The organism is Roseivivax sp. THAF30 (genome assembly GCF_009363575.1).
GTDB classification, from domain to species: domain Bacteria; phylum Pseudomonadota; class Alphaproteobacteria; order Rhodobacterales; family Rhodobacteraceae; genus Roseivivax; species Roseivivax halotolerans.
In genome coordinates, this window is the sequence record NZ_CP045389.1 from 1083683 (window position 1) to 1104572 (window position 20890).

Annotated in this window: 19 protein-coding genes; 7 read left to right on the plus strand and 12 right to left on the minus strand. The window is 65.7% G+C overall.

Features of this window, described 5'->3' with window-relative positions; genetic code table 11:
* Positions 1-20: 20 nt before the first annotated feature.
* The 4 genes from recR to ileS form a co-directional block, all read right to left on the minus strand.
* Positions 21-578, minus strand: a complete 558-nt coding sequence (gene recR / locus FIU91_RS05205; RefSeq protein WP_371418284.1) for a recombination mediator RecR — start codon at positions 576-578, stop codon at positions 21-23.
* 55 nt (positions 579-633) lie between these two features.
* Complete coding sequence (locus tag FIU91_RS05210; RefSeq protein WP_093010225.1) at positions 634-978, minus strand: YbaB/EbfC family nucleoid-associated protein; 345 nt, start codon at positions 976-978, stop codon at positions 634-636.
* A 63-nt stretch (positions 979-1041) separates the two neighbouring features.
* Positions 1042-2811 (minus strand): DNA polymerase III subunit gamma/tau, encoded by a 1770-nt coding sequence (locus FIU91_RS05215; protein WP_093010224.1) that lies wholly within the window; start codon positions 2809-2811, stop codon positions 1042-1044.
* 119 nt (positions 2812-2930) lie between these two features.
* Positions 2931-5924 (minus strand): isoleucine--tRNA ligase, encoded by a 2994-nt coding sequence (gene ileS / locus FIU91_RS05220; RefSeq protein WP_152461710.1) that lies wholly within the window; start codon positions 5922-5924, stop codon positions 2931-2933.
* Between the two features lie 407 nt (positions 5925-6331).
* Here ileS and FIU91_RS05225 point away from each other — a divergent pair, with 407 nt between their 5' ends.
* Complete coding sequence (locus tag FIU91_RS05225; protein ID WP_152461711.1) at positions 6332-6655, plus strand: hypothetical protein; 324 nt, start codon at positions 6332-6334, stop codon at positions 6653-6655.
* A 52-nt stretch (positions 6656-6707) separates the two neighbouring features.
* Here FIU91_RS05225 and FIU91_RS05230 read toward each other — a convergent pair whose 3' ends face one another.
* Together FIU91_RS05230 and FIU91_RS05235 are read right to left on the minus strand one after the other, a co-directional pair.
* The gene (locus FIU91_RS05230) at positions 6708-7727 is read right to left on the minus strand and encodes a YcjF family protein (protein WP_152461712.1); all 1020 of its coding nucleotides are present in this window, start codon (positions 7725-7727) and stop codon (positions 6708-6710) included.
* Positions 7724-9130, minus strand: a complete 1407-nt coding sequence (locus FIU91_RS05235; protein WP_152461713.1) for a YcjX family protein — start codon at positions 9128-9130, stop codon at positions 7724-7726. The genes FIU91_RS05230 and FIU91_RS05235 overlap by 4 nt, the downstream gene beginning before the upstream one ends.
* Before the next feature lie 104 nt (positions 9131-9234).
* On the opposite strand from FIU91_RS05235, the gene truA reads away from it, so the two are divergent.
* The 3 genes from truA to FIU91_RS05250 all read left to right on the plus strand — a co-directional run bounded on the left by truA (position 9235) and on the right by FIU91_RS05250 (position 12254).
* On the plus strand, positions 9235-10002 hold the full coding sequence (gene truA / locus FIU91_RS05240; protein ID WP_152461714.1) for a tRNA pseudouridine(38-40) synthase TruA: 768 nt from the start codon (positions 9235-9237) through the stop codon (positions 10000-10002).
* Positions 10003-10065: 63 nt separating this feature from the next.
* The gene (locus FIU91_RS05245; protein ID WP_152461715.1) at positions 10066-10731 is read left to right on the plus strand and encodes an SDR family NAD(P)-dependent oxidoreductase; all 666 of its coding nucleotides are present in this window, start codon (positions 10066-10068) and stop codon (positions 10729-10731) included.
* Positions 10728-12254 carry a cryptochrome/photolyase family protein gene (locus FIU91_RS05250; protein WP_172974944.1) on the plus strand — a complete coding sequence of 509 codons (1527 nt, stop codon included), beginning with the start codon at positions 10728-10730 and terminating at the stop codon, positions 12252-12254. Before FIU91_RS05245 ends, FIU91_RS05250 begins: the two co-directional genes overlap by 4 nt.
* Positions 12255-12258: 4 nt before the next feature.
* Here the strand turns inward: FIU91_RS05250 and FIU91_RS05255 are convergent, their stop codons facing one another.
* From FIU91_RS05255 to FIU91_RS05265, 3 genes are all read right to left on the minus strand, one after another.
* On the minus strand, positions 12259-13467 hold the full coding sequence (locus FIU91_RS05255; protein ID WP_152461716.1) for a bifunctional alpha/beta hydrolase/OsmC family protein: 1209 nt from the start codon (positions 13465-13467) through the stop codon (positions 12259-12261).
* Positions 13468-13546: 79 nt separating this feature from the next.
* A complete protein-coding gene (locus FIU91_RS05260; RefSeq protein ID WP_093010216.1) occupies positions 13547-13759 on the minus strand; it encodes a DUF2945 domain-containing protein in 213 nt (70 codons plus the stop codon).
* Between the two features lie 69 nt (positions 13760-13828).
* The gene (locus tag FIU91_RS05265) at positions 13829-15304 is read right to left on the minus strand and encodes an MORN repeat-containing protein (protein ID WP_172974945.1); all 1476 of its coding nucleotides are present in this window, start codon (positions 15302-15304) and stop codon (positions 13829-13831) included.
* Between the two features lie 162 nt (positions 15305-15466).
* On the opposite strand from FIU91_RS05265, the gene FIU91_RS05270 reads away from it, so the two are divergent.
* Positions 15467-17128: an NAD+ synthase gene (locus tag FIU91_RS05270; RefSeq protein WP_152461717.1), complete on the plus strand. Its 1662-nt coding sequence runs from the start codon at positions 15467-15469 to the stop codon at positions 17126-17128.
* Positions 17129-17131: 3 nt separating this feature from the next.
* Here FIU91_RS05270 and FIU91_RS05275 read toward each other — a convergent pair whose 3' ends face one another.
* Complete coding sequence (locus tag FIU91_RS05275; RefSeq protein WP_152461718.1) at positions 17132-17530, minus strand: metallopeptidase family protein; 399 nt, start codon at positions 17528-17530, stop codon at positions 17132-17134.
* A gap of 78 nt (positions 17531-17608) precedes the next feature.
* Between FIU91_RS05275 and FIU91_RS05280 the strand changes: the two genes are divergently transcribed.
* On the plus strand, positions 17609-18202 hold the full coding sequence (locus tag FIU91_RS05280; protein WP_093010213.1) for an NAD(P)H-dependent oxidoreductase: 594 nt from the start codon (positions 17609-17611) through the stop codon (positions 18200-18202).
* Between the two features lie 99 nt (positions 18203-18301).
* Here the strand turns inward: FIU91_RS05280 and thpR are convergent, their stop codons facing one another.
* Positions 18302-18832, minus strand: coding sequence for an RNA 2',3'-cyclic phosphodiesterase (gene thpR / locus FIU91_RS05285; protein ID WP_152461719.1), 531 nt, complete (start codon positions 18830-18832; stop codon positions 18302-18304).
* Between the two features lie 136 nt (positions 18833-18968).
* Here thpR and gltX point away from each other — a divergent pair, with 136 nt between their 5' ends.
* Complete coding sequence (gltX, locus tag FIU91_RS05290) at positions 18969-20297, plus strand: glutamate--tRNA ligase (protein WP_093010211.1); 1329 nt, start codon at positions 18969-18971, stop codon at positions 20295-20297.
* Here the strand turns inward: gltX and FIU91_RS05295 are convergent.
* Positions 20294-20827 carry a gamma-glutamylcyclotransferase family protein gene (locus tag FIU91_RS05295; RefSeq protein ID WP_371418256.1) on the minus strand — a complete coding sequence of 178 codons (534 nt, stop codon included), beginning with the start codon at positions 20825-20827 and terminating at the stop codon, positions 20294-20296. The two genes, gltX and FIU91_RS05295, sit on opposite strands and share 4 nt — an antisense overlap.
* Positions 20828-20890: the final 63 nt, after the last annotated feature.

The window sequence follows — 20890 nt, forward strand, 5'->3', positions numbered from 1 at the left end:
GCCGGGCGCAAATCGTCTCGCTATAGAGATTTCCGCGCATTCAACGCCGCGGTGATCGTGCCGTCGTCGAGATAGTCGAGCTCCCCGCCGATCGGCACGCCTTGTGCCAGCGAGCTCAGTCGCACCCGACCCTCCAACTGGTCGGCGATGTAATGCGCTGTCGTCTGCCCGTCGATCGTGGCATTGAGCGCGAGGATCACCTCCTCGATCTCCTCGCCGGCGACGCGGTCGAGAAGCTTGGGGATGTGCAATTCCTCCGGTCCGATCGCGTCGAGCGCCGAAAGCGTGCCGCCGAGGACGTGATAACGCCCCTTGAACACGCCCGACCTCTCCATCGCCCAAAGATCGGCGACATCTTCAACGACGCATAGAAGGCCCGTCGCGCGCGCCTCGTCGCTGCAGATCTCGCAGATGTCCGAGGTGCCGACATTGCCGCAATTGAGGCATTCGCGCGCGGTGCGGGCGACGGTTTCCATCTGCTCGGCGAGCGGCTGCAAGAGAACCGCGCGCTTGCGGATGAGATGCAGCACGGCGCGCCGGGCCGACCGGGGGCCGAGCCCCGGTAGCTTTGCCATCATCTCGATGAGTGCGTCGATCTCGGAGCGACCTGCCACGTCTGTGCGTCCGGCCCGCTCAGAACGGCATGTTCATGTCCTTGGGCAGGCCCATGCTCTCGGCGAGCTTGCCCATCTCTTCCTTCTGACGCTCCTGCGCGCGGCCCTGCGCGTCCTTGATCGCGGCGAGGATCAGGTCTTCAACCACTTCCTTGTCGTCGCCATTGAAGATCGACGGGTCGATGTCGAGCGACTTCAGCTCGCCCTTCGCCGTGCAGGTCGCCTTCACGAGGCCAGCACCCGCTTCGCCCTCGACCATGATCGAGTGCATCTCTTCCTGCAGCTCGGTCATCTTGGTCTGCATTTCCTGGGCCGCCTTCATCATCTTGCCCATGTCGCCCAGGCCGCCTAATCCTTTGAACATCTCGATCTCTCCGGTTCTTTGTCTTGCTGTTGAGTCTGGGGACGGCGGGGGCCGCCCGCAAGGTCAGTCATCCTCGAACGGATCCCATTCGTCCTCGACCTCGGGCAGGGCTTCGGCTTCTGCCGCGACGGCCTCCTCCTCGGGCGTGACGACCTTGAGGATGCGTGCCTTGGGAAAGGCATCTAGAACGGCGCGCACCATCTCATGGGCTTCGGCTTCCTTCTTGAGCGCCAGCTCGGAGGCGTGTTCGGTCTCGTAGATCGTGGGCGCGTCGCACTCGTTGACGATCGTCACTGCCCAGCGATTGCCCGTCCAACGCGTCAGGGCCGCGCCCAGCCGTTGCGCGAGATCCTTGGGCGCATCGTCGGTGGGCGTGAACTCGATCCGCCCCGGACGGTAACTCGCCACGCGCATGTAGCGCCGTGCCTCGACCAGAAGCACCCCGTCACGATTGGCACGGATGAGCTCGATCACGTGATCGAAAGTCGGATAGCGCGCGAGCGCGTCTTCCGCGGCGACGGCTCGCACCGTATTGCCAGACTGCGCCGACGGGCCGGAGGGGCCGCTATGGGTCGGAACAGGAGTATGAGAGACGCCCTGCGCCATGCTGCCTCCCGAGGGTGCAGCGTTGCCTCCACCGCCACCTGGCGGCTGAGGCGGCGGCGTCTCCGACTGCAATTTCCGCACGAGATCCTCTGGCGAGGGCAGTTCAGCCACATGCGTCAAGCGGATCACCGCCATTTCCGCGGCCATCATCGAGTTCGGCGCCGAGGAAACCTCCTCGAGCGCCTTCAGCAGCATTTGCCACATCCGCGTGAGCGGCCGCATGCCCAGCGACTGGGCGAGCGCCTGACCGCGTGTGCGCTCGTCGGGCGAGATCGTCGGATCCTCCGCCGCTTCGGGCGTGATCTTCACGACGCTGATCCAGTGCGTGATCTCCGCCAGATCCCGCAGGATCGCCATCGGATCGGCGCCGTCGGCATATTGCGCCGAGAGCTCTGACAGTGCGCCGGCCGCATCGCCCCGCATGATCGTCTCGAAAAGGTCGAGAACACGCGCGCGGTCCGCCAGACCCAGCATCGCGCGCACTTCGTCCGCCGTGGTCTCGCCCGCGCCATGACTGATCGCCTGGTCGAGCAGCGATGTCGCGTCCCGCGCCGAGCCTTCGGCGGCCCGCGTGATGAGGGCCAACGCATCCTCTGTGATCTGCGCGCCTTCGGTATCTGCGATCCGGCGCAGAAGGGCGATCATCACCTCGGGCTCGATGCGCCTCAGGTCGAAGCGCTGGCAGCGCGAAAGGACCGTGACGGGCACTTTGCGGATCTCGGTCGTCGCGAAGATGAACTTCACATGCGCCGGGGGCTCTTCCAGTGTCTTCAGAAGCGCGTTGAACGCGCTCGTCGACAGCATGTGAACTTCGTCGATGATGTAGATCTTGTAGCGCGCCGAGGCCGCCCGGTAATGCACCGAGTCGATGATCTCGCGCACATCCCCGACACCCGTGTTCGAGGCCGCGTCCATCTCGAGGACATCCACATGCCGTCCCTCGGCGATGGCGACGCAATGCTCGCATTGCCCGCATGGCTGCGTCGTCGGACCGCCCGAGCCATCGGGCCCGATGCAGTTCATGCCCTTGGCGATGATCCGAGCCGTCGTGGTTTTCCCGGTGCCGCGGATCCCCGTCATGATGAACGCTTGCGCGATCCGGTCGGCTGCGAAGGCGTTCTTGAGCGTGCGGACCATCGCGTCCTGGCCGACGAGGTCGGCGAAAGTCTCGGGCCGGTATTTCCGGGCGAGAACCTGGTAGGCGGTCGAGGTCTCTGTATCGCTCATGCGGGGAATGCTCGTCGCTCGTGTCGGACTTGTCCAGCAGGTTGGGGCGGCGCGCCCGATAATCTTAAGTAAGATTATCGGCCCTGAGAAAATTATATAATTTTCTCAGGGCCGGGGCGTCAGCCGAGGGCCGCGTCACACCGTCCGCAGACGCCGGGATGCGTATGGGTGCCGACATCGGGCAGGATCTTCCAGCAGCGCTGGCATTTCTCGCCCTCCGCCTTGGCGAAGACCACCGCGACGCCCTCGATCTCGGGAAGCCGGTACGCCTCAGCAGGCGCGGTATCGCCGGTGATCTCGACATCGGAGGTGATGCAGATATCCTCGAAATGCACGCTTTCGAGCGCGGCGCGCGTCTCCGCGCTGTCCACATGCACGCGCGGCGCGGCTTCGAGCGACGCGCCGATCACCTTTTCCGTGCGCTGTACCTCGAGCGCGGCGGTCACCACGCGGCGCACGCGTCGGATCTCGGCCCATTTCGCGGCGAGGCTGTCATCACGCCAGCTTCCGGGCGTCTCCGGCATGTCCTCGAGATGGACGGAGCTGGTCTCACTCGCGAACCGCTCCAGCCAGACTTCCTCCATCGTGAAGACGAGAACAGGCGCGAGCCAGGTCGTCAGGCGATGGAAGAGGATGTCGAGCACCGTCCGCGCGGCGCGGCGGCGCGCCGTATCGCCATCGCAATAAAGCGCGTCCTTGCGGATGTCGAAGTAGAAGGCCGACAGCTCCACGGTCGCGAAGTTGAACAGCGCCTGGAAAACGCCCTGGAAGTCGTAGGCGGCATAGCCGGTCCGCACCCGCTCATCGAGTTCCGCAAGGCGATGCAGCACCCAGCGCTCGAGCTCGGGCATGTCCTCGGGTGCGGTGCGGTCGCTTTCCTCGAAATGCGCCAGCGCCCCCAGCATGAAGCGCATCGTGTTGCGCAGACGCCGATAGCTGTCGGCGACCCCCTTCAGGATCTCTGGCCCGATCCGGAGGTCGGCGGTGTAGTCCGACTGGGCAACCCAGAGCCGCAGGATGTCCGCGCCGTATTGCTTGGTCACGTCGTCCGGGGCCACGGTATTGCCCAGCGACTTGGACATCTTGTTGCCCTTCTCGTCGAGGGTGAAGCCGTGGGTCAGAACGCCGCGATAGGGCGCGCGGCCCTGCGTGCCGCAGCTTTGCAGCAGCGAGGAATGGAACCAGCCGCGATGCTGGTCCGTGCCTTCGAGATAAAGATCGGCGATGCCGTCCTCCGAGCCGTCCTCGCGGTCGCGCAGCACGAAGGAATGCGTGCTGCCGGAATCGAACCAGACGTCGAGGATGTCGAAGACCTGGTCCCATTCCTCGTGGTCGTATTCGTTGCCGAGGAAGCGCTCCTTCGCGCCGGGTTTGTACCATGCATCCGCGCCTTCCTCTTCGAATGCGGCGAGGATGCGGGCGTTGACGTTCTCATCGCGCAGCAGGAAGTCCGGGTCGGTCGGCATCGCGCCCTTGCGGGTAAAGCAGGTCAGCGGCACGCCCCAGGCGCGCTGGCGCGACAGCACCCAGTCGGGCCGCCCTTCGATCATCGAGTAGAGCCGATTGCGCCCGGTGCGCGGCGTCCAGGTCACCTTGTCGATCGAGCTGAGCGCGCGCTCGCGGATCGTGGTGCCGTTCTCGTCCTGACCATCGCCCACCGGCTTGTCGATCGCGGCGAACCATTGTGGCGTGTTGCGGAAGATGACCGGTGCCTTGGAACGCCAGGAATGCGGGTAGGAATGGGTCTGCCGCCCCCGCGCCAGCAATCCGCCCGCCGCAACGAGCGTGTCGATGACGGCCTTGTTGGCCTTCTCCTCCTTGCCCTTGTGGTTGAAGACGCGCAGCCCCGCGAAGATCGGCACATGAGGCAGGAATTCGGATTCCTCGCCGACATTGTGCGTCATCCGGTCGAGCCAGCCGCGCTTCTGGAAGCATTCGTAGTCTTCGGCGCCGTGGCTCGGTGCGGTATGCACGAAACCGGTGCCGGCATCGTCGGTGACATGATCGCCATCGATCATCGGCACGTCGTAATCCCAGAAGCCGTTCGCGCCCTCGAGATCCCGGAAGGGATGCGCCAGCGTCATCGCGGCGAGCTGGTGCTGCGTGACATGCCCGAGACGGCGATACATCGTCTCGTCAAGCCGCGCGCGGCCCATCACGTCCTCGGCGAGAGCATCGGCGAGGATGTAGCGGTCCCCGATCCGGGCCCAGCATTCCTCGGGCCGGCCCGTGACCTCGTAGAGCCCGTAAGAGATCTCGGGATTGTAGGCGACCGCCTTGTTGGACGGGATCGTCCAGGGCGTCGTCGTCCAGATCACGACCTTCGCGCCTTCGAACTGCGCCGCCGTCGACAGCTTTGCCGCTTCGGCCGCCTCGCGCGATCCGTCGGGCGCTTCCTCGTCGGACCATTCGGCATCGGGCAGGTCGAAGGATACGATCCGGAACGGCACCCAGATCGTGTGGCTCTGGTGATCGTGATACTCGATCTCCGCCTCGGCGAGCGCGGTCTTCTCAACCGGCGACCACATCACGGGCTTCGAGCCCTGGTAGAGCGTCCCGTTCATCAGGAACTTCTGGAACTCCTCCGCGATGATCCGCTCGGCGCGGAAATCCATCGTCAGGTACGGCTTTTCCCAGGTGCCGGTGATGCCGAGCCGCTTGAACTCGTCCCGCTGCACATCGATCCAGCCTTCGGCGAACTTGCGGCATTCCTGCCGGAAATCGACGATATCGACCTTGTCCTTGTCGAGACCCTTGGCGCGGTACTGCTCTTCGATCTTCCACTCGATGGGAAGGCCGTGACAGTCCCAGCCGGGGATGTAGCGCGCATCATGGCCCATCATCTGCTGCGAGCGCACGACCATGTCCTTGAGGACCTTGTTCAGCGCGTGGCCGATATGCAGGTGCCCGTTGGCGTAGGGCGGGCCGTCATGCAGCGTGAAGGGCTTGCGGCCTTCCGCCTTCTCGCGAAGGCGGTCGTAGATACCGATCTCCTCCCAGCGCTCGAGCCAGCCGGGCTCGCGCTTGGGAAGCCCTGCGCGCATCGGAAACTCGGTCTGCGGCAGGTTCAGGGTGTCTTTGTAATCGGGCGTGTCGGTGGTGTCGGCGCACATGAGTGGCGTCCTCGGAAAGTTCAGCGAATGGATCAGAAATCAGGGCGGCGCGGCAGGGCAGACGCCTTTGTCCCGGCGGACCGTATCAGCACGGCGCCGGGCACGTAATTCGCAGGATGATCGCAGACTGTCTCATCTTCGCCCGACTTATAGGAGCGCTGCCTGCGATGGTCCAGAGGTAGCGAACGCGGGCAGGGGCGGCGGGAACCTGCCGGGGTGCAACGTCCGCCATGGCGAATTGCTGCCCAACGGCAGGTGCCGCGATGCAGCGCGGCGGAAACCGGCGCGGCGGATCCAGCGCAAAAGGCAAGGATCGGCGCATATTCCGGGCCGCGCGGGGCGCCCTCTACCCGCCGTGGCAGAGCGCTCCAATCTTGCAGACATACGCTGCAGGAAAGGAGAAACTCATGGCCTATAGCGATCATGGTCCGAACCGGCCAAACCCCTACACGGTCAACCCGACCGGCGTGAACAACGATCCTTTCGCGCCGCCGGCAGCGACCGGCAAGAACGCGACCTCGGGGCTTCTCGTGGCACTAGGGCTCATCGTGGCCCTCGTGGTCGGCCTCAGCTTCGTCGGCGGCGGCGATGGTGAGACGACGCCCGCCCAGGAGCCCGCCGCGACAAGCGCTGTCGAGGGCGCCGGTACGGCCGCAACGGACGGGGCCGCAGGCGAGACGGCACCGGCCGCGGGTGCCGAGACCGCACCGCAAGCTGGCACCGGCCAGTGAATGCTCGACGGAGCCCGGCACAGCTCGGGCTCCGTCTTTGCGCTTTCTCCCCTTAGCGCGGGGATTTGTCGAAAAGGTCCGTAAGGCTGGTCGTGACGATCCGGCGCACGGAGGGTCGGCGACCCGCCGAGAACGGCAGGGGGCGACACACCTCCATCGCGGCGACACCGACGCGTGCGGTCAACGCGCCGTTGACCAGACCCTCGCCAAACCGACGCGACAGCCGCGCGAGAAGCCCGCCGCCGAGGATCGGCTCGATCATGTCGTCCCCGACCGCGACAGCGCCGGTCGCGACGAGATGCGAGAAGACCGCACGTGTCAGCCGCCACGCTCCGAGCGTGCCCGAGCGGCCCCCGTAGATCTCAGCGATCTTTCGGATCATCCGCAGATTGGCGCTGAGCGCGGCGAAGACATCCGCGAAGGCCAGTGGAACAAGCGCGGTCACCGCTGCAACCTGCCTCGCGGCGGCCTGCACTTCGGCCGTGGCGCGTTTGTCTAGCGGGGCCAGCAGCTCGCGTTCAGCCAGACCAAGCAGCGCTTCGGCGTCGAAAACGTCTCCCTGCCGCTCTTTGAGCCGATCACGCCCCCAGCGGGTGTCGTCGCGGGCGGAGTAGAGCGAATCGAGCCGCGTCGCGACATCGCGGGCCGCCTCGAGACTGTTCTCGGCCAGCGCATGATCGGCAGCGCGTTGCAGCCGGTCGAGCCGCGCAAGGCGGGCAAAGGCGGACATCTCCTTGATCGCGATCAGAAGCGTCACGAGAATGAAAAGGCCGAAGAGGGCTGTCACCACCCAGCCAAGGATCGGGTTCGCGGCCAGAAGCGAGGTCGCGAAATTCCAGGCCGCGATGGAGATCACGGTCGCGAGAATCGCGCCCAGGAGCGACCAGAACCACCGCGCGAGCCGCGAAGGTTTGCGCGAGGCGAGCGTCGCGGCCGTTGCCATCGCCCGCCCGTCGGGGCCGGGCTCGGAATGATCGCCAAGATCGGGAACGGGCGGCGCGTCGGCAGGGCCGGGCCGCGCGTCTTCGTGAGTGTCGAGTTCGATCAGGACGGGGCGCTTCTTGTCGCTCACAGGCGGTCTCCGATCAGGAATTCTGCGGCCCGGTCGAGCCGGATATGCGGCGGCCCGTCTCCGGGGCGCAGTGAGAGCGGCGCGGGAGCGAAGGACATGATGCCGTAATCGCCCGCGAGCCACTCCTCGGCATCCCCGCGCAAGAGGCTCTGCGGATCCTCGGGCAGATCGCCGGGCCAGAGCGCGGCCTCGCGGCCCGTCTCCAGAAGGCGTCCGCGCACGCAGGCCAGCTCCTCGCCCTTGACCTCGCGGGTCTCCTCCACAGTGGCACGTAGGCTTGCGATGGCCATCGCGCGCGTCTTCGCGCCGGCGAATTCCGCCCGGTCCGAGGCCTCGCGCGTCATCGCCTTCATCAGCGCGGTCAGCCGATCGTGCTGGGTGTGGTGCAGGTGGTCGGCCTTGGTCGCGGCGAAAAGGATACGCTCCACCCGTTTGCCCATCAGGAGCTGCGACAGGAAGGCGTTCCGGCCCGGACGGAAGGCGCCGAGGATATCGGCCATCGTGCGGCGCAGATCCGACAGCGAGTCCGGCCCCTTGTGGATCGCACCGAGCGCGTCGACCAGGACGACCTGCCGGTCGATCCTGGCGAAATGCTCCCGGAAGAACGGTTTGACGACGCGCGACTTGTAAGCCTCGTACCGGCGCTCGAATTCTCTCCAAAGCGAGCGGCGCGGTGCGGCGTCCTCGGGCGGCAGCGGCGCGAAGGTCAGGACCGGGGAGCCGGCGAGGTCGCCGGGCAGCAGAAACCGTCCGGGCGTGCAGTCGGAATAGCCTGCATTACGCGCGGCCTGCAGATACTCGGTGAAGGTCTGTGCAAGGCCCTGCGCGCGCGCCTCATCGAGCTCTTTCGAACTTTCTTCGCCCTTGGCGGCGGTCAGAAACGCGCGCACCTCGTCTCGTTGCTCGAGCCGGGACAGCGTCTCGCGAGACCATTCCGCATAGCTTTTCTCCAGAAGGCCCAAATCGAGGAGCCATTCGCCAGGATAATCCACGATGTCGAGATGCACCGTGCGCGGCCCCTGCAGCCCGCCCAGAAAGCCCGTCGGCTTGACCTTGAGCGACAGGCGCAGCTCGGAGACGGCGCGCGTGCTGTCCGGCCAATGCGGGGTCTTGGAAGTGAGGGCCGCCAGATGCGTCTCGTAGTCGAAGCGCGGCAGCGTGTCGTCTGGCTGAGGTTGCAGATAGGCCGCCGTGATGCGCCCCTCTGCCGCCGCCGACAGCTGACCCATCCGCCCCCGCTCCATCAGGTTCGCCACCAGCGAGGTGATGAACACCGTCTTGCCCGAGCGCGCGAGGCCCGTGACCCCCAGCCGGATCGAGGGTTCGAAGAACGCGCCCGAGACGGTATCGCCCACCGCCTCGACGCTGCGGGTGAGCCTGTCTGCGATATCGTCGATGAGCACGGGGCCTCCGGGTCTGTCGTCTCGGGCGAAGATAGGGGCTTGCGCGCCTGCGTGCCAGTGGGCGGGTCTTGCCGGGACGTGGCGCTTTGGCTAGGGCGAGCCTCATGCCCAGATACGCGCTCATGGTGGAATATGACGGCGGCCCCTTCGCGGGCTGGCAGCGCCAGGCTGACCAGCCGTCGGTGCAAGGCGCGATCGAGGCGGCGCTGGCGAAACTCGAGCCTGGCCCCCACACGATCGCTGCGGCAGGGCGGACGGATTCGGGCGTGCATGCGCGCGGGCAGGTCGCCCATGCCGATCTGGCGAAAGACTGGCAGCCGTTCCGTCTGCAGGAAGCGCTGAACTACCATCTGAAACCCGCCCCGGTGGCGATCCGCAGGGCGGCGCGCGTCGGCGACGAGTTCCACGCGCGGTTCTCGGCGGGTGAACGGCGGTATCTTTACCGGGTGCTCAATCGACGGGCGCGGGCGGTACTGGAAGCTGGCCAGGTCTGGCAGGTGCAAAAGCCGCTCGATCTGAGCGCGATGCGCGAAGGCGCGGCGCTGCTCCTCGGCAAACACGACTTCACCACCTTCCGATCCACGATGTGTCAGGCGAAAAGCCCGGTAAAGACGCTCGATGCGTTCGAGGTTGACGAGATCGAGACCGAGGCCGGGCGCGAAATCCGCTTTCGGCTGCGCGCGCGGTCCTTCCTGCACAACCAGGTGCGCTCCTTCGTGGGTACGCTCGAACGCGTGGGCGCAGGGGCCTGGAGGCCCGAGGATGTGCGCCGCGCGCTCGAGGCGCGGGATCGCGCGGCCTGCGGACCGGTGGCACCTCCACAGGGGCTGTATCTCATGGGGGTCGGATACCCCGAGGATCCTTTCGTCTGATCCCGCTCGCGAAGGCCGTGAGCCGCGCTTGAAGCGCCACGGCGCGAGGCTAGCTCGCGCTCCATGAAAAACGCATTGGTGATCGGAGCGTCGGGCGGTATCGGCTCGGCGGTGGTAGCGGAGCTCGTAAAGCGCGGGCTTCAGGTGACGGGGCTGTCGCGGTCGGAGGACGGGCTCGACGTGACTGACGAGGCGTCGGTCGAGAAACATCTGGGCGCGCTGGAGGGACCGTTCGATCTGGTGTTCTGCGCGACCGGTGCGCTCGAGATCGATGGCGCGATGCCCGAGAAAACGATCCGCGATCTCGATCCCAAGGCGATGATGGATCAATTCCGGCTGAATGCCGCCGGCCCCGCGCTCGTGCTGAAACACGCGATCCGCCTCGTGCCCCGGCGCGAATCGGCGGTGATGGCGGTGCTCTCGGCGCGGGTCGGATCGATCGGCGATAACGGTATCGGCGGCTGGTATTCCTACCGCACCGCGAAGGCGGCCGTGAACCAGCTCGTGCATACTGCCGCCATCGAGTTCGGGCGCTCTTACCGGCATCTGTCCTGCGTGGCGCTGCATCCCGGAACCGTAGAGACGCCCTTTACCGAGAAATACGCGGACAAACATCCGACCGTGACGGCGGAGAAAGCGGCCAAGCGGCTTTGCGATCTTTTCGAGCAGCTGACGCCAGAGCATACGGGCGGTTTTTACGATTACGCCTTCGAGGAGATTGTCTGGTGACGCGGCTCGTTCTGGTACTGGGCGATCAGCTCTCCGAGACATTGTCGGCACTCAAGGAAGCGGATCGCGAGACGGATGTCGTGGTGATGGCCGAGGTCGCCGATGAGGCGACTTACGTGCAGCACCATCCCAAGAAAATCGCGTTCATCTTCGCCGCCATGCGGAAGTTCGCGGCTCGGCTGCAGGAGGATGGCTGGGATGTGCGCTACACGCAGCTCGACGATACCGACAATTCCGGCTCCATTCCCGGCGAACTGACGCGCCGCGCCGAGGAAACCGGCGCCACGGAGGTCATCGCGACGCAGCCCGGCGAGTTCCGCCTGATCGAGGCTCTGGACGAGATGGGCCTCAAGGTTCGGCAACTCGCCGACGACCGCTTCCTCACCGATCTCGGCTGGTTCGAGGAGTGGGCCAAGGGGCGCAAGACGCTTCGGATGGAGTATTTCTACCGCGAGATGCGCAAACATCTCGGCATCCTCATGGAGGATGGCGAGCCTGCGGGCGGGCAGTGGAATTTCGACCACGACAACCGCAAGCCCGCGCCCGACGAGGTCGCGTTCGGCGGGCCGATGGAGTTCACGCCCGACGAGACGGTGGAAGAGGTGCTGGACCTCGTCGAACGCCGCTTCGGTAATTCCTTCGGCGATGTGCGCCCGTTCTGGTTCGCGACAGACCAGGGTCAGGCGCGCCGGGCGCTGACGCATTTCGTCAAGCACGCCCTGCCGCGCTTCGGCGATTTCCAGGACGCGATGATGGGGGACAACCGGTTCCTCTATCACTCGGTGATCTCGGGCTACATGAATATCGGCCTCCTCGATCCGCGTGAGGTCTGCGAGGCGGTCGAGGAGGCCTGGCGCGAGGGTCACGCGCCGATCAACGCCGTCGAAGGGTATATCCGTCAGGTCATCGGCTGGCGCGAATACATGCGCGCCATCTATTTCCGCGAAGGGCCGGATTATCCACGGCGCAACTGGCTCAACCACCAGCGCAAGCTGCCGCCGCTCTATTGGGGACAGGAGACGAAGATGCGCTGCCTGTCGAAGGCGGTGGAGGAGACCAAGGAAGAGGCCTACGCCCACCATATCCAGCGTCTGATGGTCACGGGCAATTTCGCGCTGCTCTGCGGGATCGACCCGGCCGAGGTCGAGGATTGGTATATGCGCGTCTATTTCGATGCGTTCGAATGGGTCACGGCGCCCAACACGGTCGGTATGAGCCAGTTCGCCGATGGCGGCGTGATCGCCTCGAAACCCTACGTCTCGTCAGGCTCCTATATCGACCGGATGTCGGATTATTGCGGCGACTGTCATTACAGCGTGAAGCAGAAGACAGGGGAGGGTGCCTGCCCGTTCAACGTCCTTTACTGGCACTTCATGGATCGCCACCGCGAGCGGTTCGAGAAGAACCCGCGGATGGCGCAGATGTATGGCACATGGGACCGGATGAAGGACGACAAGAAGGCGACGATCCGCGACGAGGCCGAGGATTTCCTGAAACGCTTGTCGGACGGCGAGGTGGTCTGAGCGCTCAGGCGAGCCGGGTTTCGATCCGCGCGCCGTGTTCGAGCGTGCGGTGAACCGGACACTTGTCCGCGATCTCGAGGAGTTTGGCCCGCGCCGCTTCATCGAGCGCGCCTTCGAGCGTCACGACTCGCAAGAACTGGTCGATTTTGCGCGCCTCGCCGGTCGCGGCGTCCTCGGCATGCACCTTGTCGTGGCTCACATCCACCTCGACATGGGCGAGCGGCAGTCCCTTGCGCCGCGCATACATCCGGATCGTCATCGCCGTGCAGGCACCCAGCGCGGCGGAGAGAAGGTTGTACGGCGTCAGCCCCAGATCCGTGCCGCCGACCGAGGTCGGCTCGTCGGCAAGGATGTGGTGGCTCGCGGTGACGACATCCTGCAGGAACCCGTTGGGATCGTTCTCGGAGACGCGGACGATGCCTTCGGGCGCATGCGGATGTGGTTCGGGCTCTTCAAGATCGAGATAACGCTCCGCCCAAGCCGAGATGATGGCGGCCGCGTATTCGGCATCCGCGATGCGGCTGACGAGGTGATCGGCCTCGTCGAGCGTCACGAAGCTCTTGGGATGTTTCGCCGCACTGAAGATCTGGGTGGCGTTCTCGATCCCGACCGTCGCATCTCGCGGCGCGTGCAGAACGAGAAGCGCGCGGCGCAAACCCGCGATCGCGGGGCCGAGCTCTGCGGAGCTCACATCGCGGACGAAGTCGCGGCTGATGCGAAAGGGGCGACCGGCAAGAGAGACTTCCGCCACGCCGTCTGCCTCGATCCGGTCCAGCGCATCCGAAAAGTTATGCGTCACATGGCCGGGATCGAACGGCGCGCCGATCGTGGCAATCGCGCGGGCGCTCGGGATTTCGGCGGCCGCTTTCAGGACCGCCGCTCCGCCGAGCGAGTGCCCGATGAGCAGGGACGGGGCGAGACCCTTCGCGGTCAGCGCCTCTGACGCTGCGACAAGGTCAGCGACGTTCGAGGTGAAAGATGTGTTCTCGAACTCACCGCCGGAATGACCGAGCCCGGTGAAATCGAAGCGCAGGACCGCGAAGCCCTCGGCGGTCAGCCGCCCCGCGATCCGGCGCGCTGCGGCGATATCTTTTCCGCAGGTGAAGCAATGGGCAAAGAGCGCCGCCGCACGCGGCTCGCCGCGCGGCAGGTCGAGCCGTCCGGCAAGCGAGTTGCCATGCGCGCCTTCGAAGGTGAGCTTTTCCGTCGGCATGATGCCTCCCTTTCCTCGCGATCGACGAGGACAGGGCTAGCCGCTTGCCGGTCACGGCGCGAGCGGGAATATCCCGCCGTCACGCCTTCCTGATTTCTGTGACGGATTTGAGGACGCGCGTGCCGTCATCCTGCTTGATGAGAAACGCCGGCTCGTCGACGCTGGCATGGCGCGTGATCTCGCTGCCCTTGATCGTGCGCGTCACCTCCTGTGTGAAGCGCTCCACGATCTCGCCCGAGGCGGTGCCTTGGCCCCAATCCCATTCGACGCGGTCTCCGGTGGCGTAGCCCATGACGCTCTCCTCGATGAAATCACATCGGGCGAACTGTCGGGCAGGCTGACCCGTTCCCGGAGGCAGCGATCACTCCGTCGTGTTGTCCTGCGTCTCGTCGCTGGCTTCGGGAGCCGCGGGCGTGTCGGGCGCTTCCTCGGCCGCGCCTTCGGCAAGCGCGCCATTGACCCAATCGCCGCTGGCTTCCTCGCCGGTGGCATACCGCATCGTTCCCTCGCCCTGGCGTTTGCCCGCCGCGAAGGTACCTTCGTAGACATCGCCGTTGGCATAGGTGGCGACGCCCTGGCCGGAGATCTCTCCGTTCTCCCAGGCACCTTCGTAGATGAAGCCGTCGGGCATCTCCATCCGGCCCTGCCCGTGGCGTTGGCCGTCCTCGAATTCGCCGGTATAGACCGTGCCGTCGGGATAGGTCGCGGTGCCTTCGCCCTCGCGCTCGCCGTCGACCCAGCCGCCTTCGTAGCGATAGCCGTCGGGATAGGTCATCACGCCCTGGCCGTGGTTGCGCGCATTGCGGAAGCCGCCCTCATAGACGAGACCGTTGGCGTATTCCGCCCGGCCTTCGCCCTCGATGACGCCGCCGACCCAGTCGCCCGCATAGGTCGATCCGTCGGGATAGGTGATCGTTCCTTCACCGTCCGCAAGCCCGTCGCTGAAGCTGCCTTCATAGACCGAGCCGTCAGGATACGTAACGCGCCCCTGGCCCTGGATCTCCCCGGCGACCCAATTGCCGGTATAGACATAGCCGTCCTGACCCTCGAACGTGCCTTGACCTTCGCGCTGGTCGTTCGCGAACTGACCCTCATAGGTATCGCCGTTCTCGTAGGTCACGCGGCCCTGACCCTCGCGGCGGCCCGCGACGAGCTCGCCTTCGTAGACATCGCCGTTCGGCTGGGTCAGCTTGCCGGTCCCGTCGATCTGGCCGTCATCCCACATACCTTCGTAGATCAGACCGTCCGGCATGGTGAGTTTGCCTTCTCCGTCACGCTTGCCGTCCGCGACGCGGCCCTCGTAGAGCGAGCCGTCGGGATAGGTGATCGTGCCGTTGCCTTCCTTGGTGCCGTTGACCCAGTCGCCCTCGTAGACGTAGCCGCCGGGGGAGGTCATGGTCCCCCGCCCGTGATGGAGCGCGTTGCGGAAGGAGCCTTCGTAGCGCACGCCGTTGGCATAGACCGCAATGCCCTGGCCGGTGATCTTGCCGTCGACCCAGGTGCCCTCGTAGGTGCCGCCATCGGCGAAGATGATCTTGCCGACGCCGTCGGGCTTGCCAGCTTCGAACTCGCCTTCATAGACAGACCCGTTCGGGAAGCGGGCGGTGCCGGTGCCGCGGATCTCGCCTTCGACCCATTGTCCCGAATATTCGTAGCCGTTCGGCAGCGTGTAGGTGCCCTCGCCGTGCTGGAGGCCATCCTGGAACGTCCCCTCGTAGACGCCGCCATCGTCGTATTGCTTGGTAATGACCTCGCCGTCCCGCGCGGTCGCCATGCCGCCCGAAAGGGCCAGTGCGGCGATCAGGGCCGCGTGCGAGTAGTTCCGAAAGGATGCCATGCTGCTCTTTCCCGCCATGTTGGCCGCGTGTTGCGGGCTTGCCACGAAGGTAGTCAAGGCGGGGGCCGGGCACAACGGGTTTCGGGGGGCGGGCGCGGCGACGGGTTCCCCTTGCGCGGGGTTCTGCTATGTCCCCGCCAAAGGCAATTCAGGCGAGGCGACATGGCCGATACCTTCCGGATCACACTGGCGCAGCTCAACCCGACGCTGGGCGATCTTGCGGGCAACGCCGCCAAGGCACGCGAGGCCTGGGAGGCCGGGCGCGCGGCGGGCGCGGACCTCGTGGCGCTGCCCGAGATGTTCATAACGGGCTACCAGACGCAGGATCTCGTCCGCAAACCGGCCTTCCACACCGCTGCCATCGAGACGGTGCGCCGTCTGGCCGAAGACTGCAGCGACGGACCCGCGCTCGCCATCGGCGGGCCTTGGGTGGAAGGGGCCGAGCTCTACAACGCCTACCTGGTCCTCGAGGGCGGGACGGTGCGTCACGCGGTGCTCAAGCACCATTTGCCGAACGATGCGGTCTTCGACGAGGAGCGGCTCTACTCCACCGGGCCGCTCGGCGGACCCTACGCCATCGGCGGCGTCCGGATCGGCAGCCCGATCTGCGAGGATGCCTGGTACGAGGACGTGGCCGAAACCCACGAAGAGACCGGGGCGGAGTTTCTGCTCGTGCCCAACGGCTCTCCCTATCATCGCGACAAGTACGATCTGCGCCTGACGCATATGGTCGCGCGGACGGTCGAGACCGGCCTGCCGCTCGTCTACCTCAACATGGTGGGCGGCCAGGACGATCAGGTCTTCGACGGCGGCTCCTTCGTTCTGAACCCCGGCGGCAAGCTCGCCTGCCGCTTGCCGGTCTTCGACGAGGAGATCGCGCATCTGACGCTCATTCGCAGCCCTGAGGGCTGGCGCGCCGAGGCAGGTCCGGTCGCGCCGCAACCGGACGCCTGGGAACAGGATTACCGCGCCATGGTCGAGGGCCTGCGCGACTATCTCGGCAAGTCGGGCTTTTCCCGCGTGTTGCTGGGACTGTCGGGCGGCGTCGATTCCGCGCTTGTCGCCGCCATCGCCGCCGACGCGATCGGGCCCGAGAACGTGCGCTGCGTGATGCTGCCATCGGAATACACGTCGGAGCACTCGCTCGAAGATGCCAAGGCCGTCGCCCGGATGCTCGGCTGCCACTACGATTTCGTGCCGATCACCGAGGGCCGAGATGCGATCACCGCAACGCTTGCGCCGCTCTTCAAGGGCCGCGCGCCGGACGTGACCGAAGAGAACCTGCAATCGCGCCTCAGGGGTCTGCTGCTGATGGCGCTGTCGAACAAGTTCGGCGAGATGCTCCTGACCACCGGCAACAAGTCCGAGGTCGCGGTCGGCTACGCCACGATCTACGGTGACATGGCGGGCGGCTACAATCCGATCAAGGATCTCTACAAGACCCGCGTTTTCGAGACCTGCCGTTGGCGCAACGCCAATCACAGGCCTTGGATGAAGGGCCCGGATAGCGCGGTGATGCCCGAGCGTGTGATCTCCAAGCCCCCCTCGGCGGAGCTTGCGGCGGATCAGAAGGACAGCGACAGCCTGCCCGAATACGACATCCTCGACGGTATCCTCGAGATCCTGATCGAAGGCGACGGCTCCATCGAGGATTGCGTCGCTGAGGGGTATTCCCGCGAAGACGCGATCAAGGCCGAGCGTCTGCTTTACCTGTCGGAATACAAGCGCTTCCAATCCGCGCCCGGAACGCGGCTCACGCCGAAGGCCTTCTGGCTCGACCGTCGCTACCCGATCGTGAACAGGTGGCGCGACGGGAAGGCGTGAGCCTTATTCCCACCAGCGGTCGATGACGGCGATGTCCTCGTCCGACCAGCCGAAATGATGCGCGAGCTCGTGAACGGTGACATGCGCCACGAGATCCTCGATCGTCACATCGCCGCGGTCGCGCCATTCTGCGAGGATCGGTTCGCGAAAGAGCCAGATCGTGTCGGGCCAGGGCGCGGGATCGGCGAAGCTCTTTTCGGTCATGGGAATGCCGTCGTAGAGCCCTGTCAGCTCCAGCGCGTCCTCGAGACCCAGCTCACCGAGCATGTCCGGCTCGGGCCAGTCCTCCACGCGCAGCACGATGTCTTGCGCGCCTTTGGCGAATTCCGCGGGCAGGGCCTCGATCGTGCGCCGTGCCATGGCCTCCATCACCGCGAGGCTCGCGCTCTTTCGAACACTCATTGTGCGGTCTCTCGCGAGGCGGAACGGGCGGCTTTGACATACGTTCTGGCCCGTAACGCAACAAAGGGAAGATCGGTCATGTCCGCTCCGAAAATCGCAGTCATTTTCTACTCCACCTACGGCACGAACCACGCCATCGCAAAGGAAGCCGAAGCCGCATTGAAAGAGGCGGGCGCCGAGGTGCGTCTGCGCCGCATCGCCGAGACCGCTCCGAAAGAGGTCGTCGAGTCGCAGGATGCCTGGAAGGAACAGCTCGACGCCATGTCGGACATCCCCGAGGTGAGCCATGACGATATGCTCTGGGCCGACGGCTACTTCTTCTCCTCGCCGACGCGCTACGGCTCGGTGACAAGCCAGATGCGCGCCTTCATCGATACGCTCGGGCCGATCTGGCAAGAGGGCAAGCTCGTCAACAAGACCGTGACGGCGACCACCTCCGCCAAGACGCTGCATGGCGGCCACGAGACGACGCTGCTCGGGTTTTACACCAGCACGATGCACTGGGGCGCGATTCCGGTCACGCCCGCCTATGCCGATCCGATCCAGTTCGAGGCTGGCGGCAACCCCTATGGCGTGTCGGTCGTGGCAGGCGAGTTCGACGACAAGCTGAAGCAAGCCGTCGCGGCGCAGGCAAAGCGCCTTGTGGACGTCACCTCCAAGATCATCGCCTAAGCCGAGGCTTCGCGAAAAAGCCCGTTTCTTTGAGTACGAAACTCGCTCGGCCCGGATTTCACATCGAAATCCGGGCCGATTTCTTGTCGGACACCGGCCCTAGGCCAATTCGAATTCGGCGAGCGGCTCGTGGACCGCGCCCGATTTCGTCAGGATCGACTCGTAAAGCACGAATTCGCGGGCGGGAACCTCGTCGATCCGCATCGTGCTTTCATCGGCGAGGAACGCGGCGAACTTGCGTTCTTCCTCCGGCGTGCGCCGCTCGGGCAGCCGGGCGAACGTGACATGGGGGCGAAAGCGCCTCCGCTCCAGCACGAGCCCCGCGCCTGTGAGCCGGGATTTTACCCTTGCCTGCAAATCGCTCAGCGCCGCGCCGCCATCGGCATCGAGCGCAAGGGCGGTGCCATAGGTCGACAGACCCGAGAGGCGAAAAGAAAAAGCCGGCGGCTGCAGCGTCTCCAGCGCGTCCGCCGCTTCGCGCAGAAGCGGCTCTTCGACCTCACCGAGGAATGCGAGCGTCAGGTGCATATTCTCCGCCGGAACGACCGAGCCGAACCCCAGCCGATCCCCCATCGCTTCGAGCACTTCGGCATCCGAGGCGGGCAGGGGCAGGGCAAGAAAGGCACGCATGGCTCGTCTCCGGATTTCACCGCCTCAGGCTTGGCGGAGGGCCGGGGCCTCTGCAAGGGGTCGATATGGACAAGGGCGAGGCTTTGTGAAACACGACGCCCTCGTATTTCAGCCCTCAGATCCCGGACCGCGCCGCATGACCGTCACCCGCTTTGCCCCGTCGCCCACTGGCCATATCCACGTGGGCAACCTGCGCACCGCCCTGATGAACTGGCTCATCGCGAAGAAAGAGGGCGGCACGTTCATCCTGCGGATCGACGACACCGATCCCGAACGCTCGCGCGAGGAATATGTCGACGGGATCAAGCGTGACCTCGAATGGCTCGGCCTTGGCTGGGACCGCGTCGAGCGGCAATCCGAGCGGCTCGACCGCTATCACGCAGCCGCGGACGATCTGCGCGAGAAAGGCCGGTTCTACGAGGCCTTCGAGACGCCGACCGAGCTCGACCTCAAGCGCAAGAAGCAGCTCAACATGGGCCGGCCGCCGGTCTATGACCGTGCCGCCCTCGCGCTCAGCGATGCCGAGAAGGACGCGCTGCGCGCCGAGCGCGGCGATGGCCATTGGCGCTTCAAGCTCGATCATCAGCGGATCGAGTGGGAGGACGGCATCCTGGGGCCGATCTCCATCGATGCGGCCTCGGTCTCGGACCCTGTGCTGATCCGCGCGGATGGCCAGTTCCTCTACACGCTCGCCTCCGTGGTCGATGACGTCGAATTCGGCATCACGCACGTGGTGCGAGGCTCGGACCACGTCACCAACACCGCGACGCAGATCCAGATCATGGCTGCCCTCGGCGCGGATCATCCGGTCTTCGCGCATCACTCGCTGCTCACTGGCCCTGCCGGCGAGAGCCTGTCCAAGCGGCTCGGCACGCTCGCGCTCAAGGATCTTCGCGAGGCCGGGATCGAACCCGAGGCGCTGTTGTCGCTGATGGCGCGGCTCGGCTCTTCGCAACCGGTGGAGCTGCGCCTGTCGCTCGCCGAGATCGCGGACGGCTTCGAGCTGTCGCAATTCGGCTCGGCGCCCACGAAGTTCGACGTGAACGATCTCTATCCGCTGACGGCGCGCAAGCTGCACCAGTTGCCCTATGAGGATGTCGCGAGCGAGATCACAGCGCTTGGCGTGCCCGAGGACAAGGCGCCGCTCTTCTGGCAGGTGGCCCGCGACAACATTACCACGCGCCGCGATCTTGCGGCCTGGTGGACGATGTTCTCCGAAGGGGCGGAGCCGAAGATCGATCCCGAGGACGAAGCCTTCGTGGCCGAGGCGATGACGCTTCTGCCCGAGCCGCCCTACGATGCGGACACCTGGTCCACATGGACGCAGGCGGTCAAGGAGCAGACGGGACGCAAGGGCAAGGGTCTCTTCATGCCGCTCCGCCGTGCGGTCACGGGCATGGATCGCGGCCCCGAGATGGCCGACGTGATGCCCTTGATGCAGGTGGTGCGCGCCCGGAAAGGCTAAGCTGGACGAACGTCGATCCCGCGCGCGGCGAGCGCGGCGTCGATCCAGGCGGTCTCTTCCCCGGTCAGTGCCTGCGCGCGGGGATAGCGCGGGCTCGGACGATCGTTGAGGACGGGCGCGCTGTCCCAGCCATCGGTTGTCTCGAAGAACCGGACCGCGCCGGCCTCGCCGAACATGTCGAGATAGCCCTGAAGCACGACGTCGAGATAGCTGAGCAGGATCGGCCGGCCCTCGTGTGCGGGCCGCCGCCGCGCCTCGGGCACGGAATAGATCGCGATGGATCTGAGTTCTCCGGCCTGGTGCAGCACGGCGGTCGTCGCGTCGAGCCGGTCGTATTCCTTTTCGCGCGCATCGAGCGTCTGCCAATCCGCGCCCGGCACGGCCGCGATCAGCCCTTCGATGTCGTGACCCGGCGCAGGCACGGCGGTCAGGACCGCAAGCGGATGCGCCTCGACATGGACCCAGGCGCGCCGCCATCCGGTTGCCCGCGCAAGGTGCGCCGGCCGGTTGCTGTGGGTTCTCTGGTTCACCAAAGACCCGTATCCGAAGAAAAAAGGTGTGGTCATAGCTTTTAATAAGATGGCGTGTTAGGG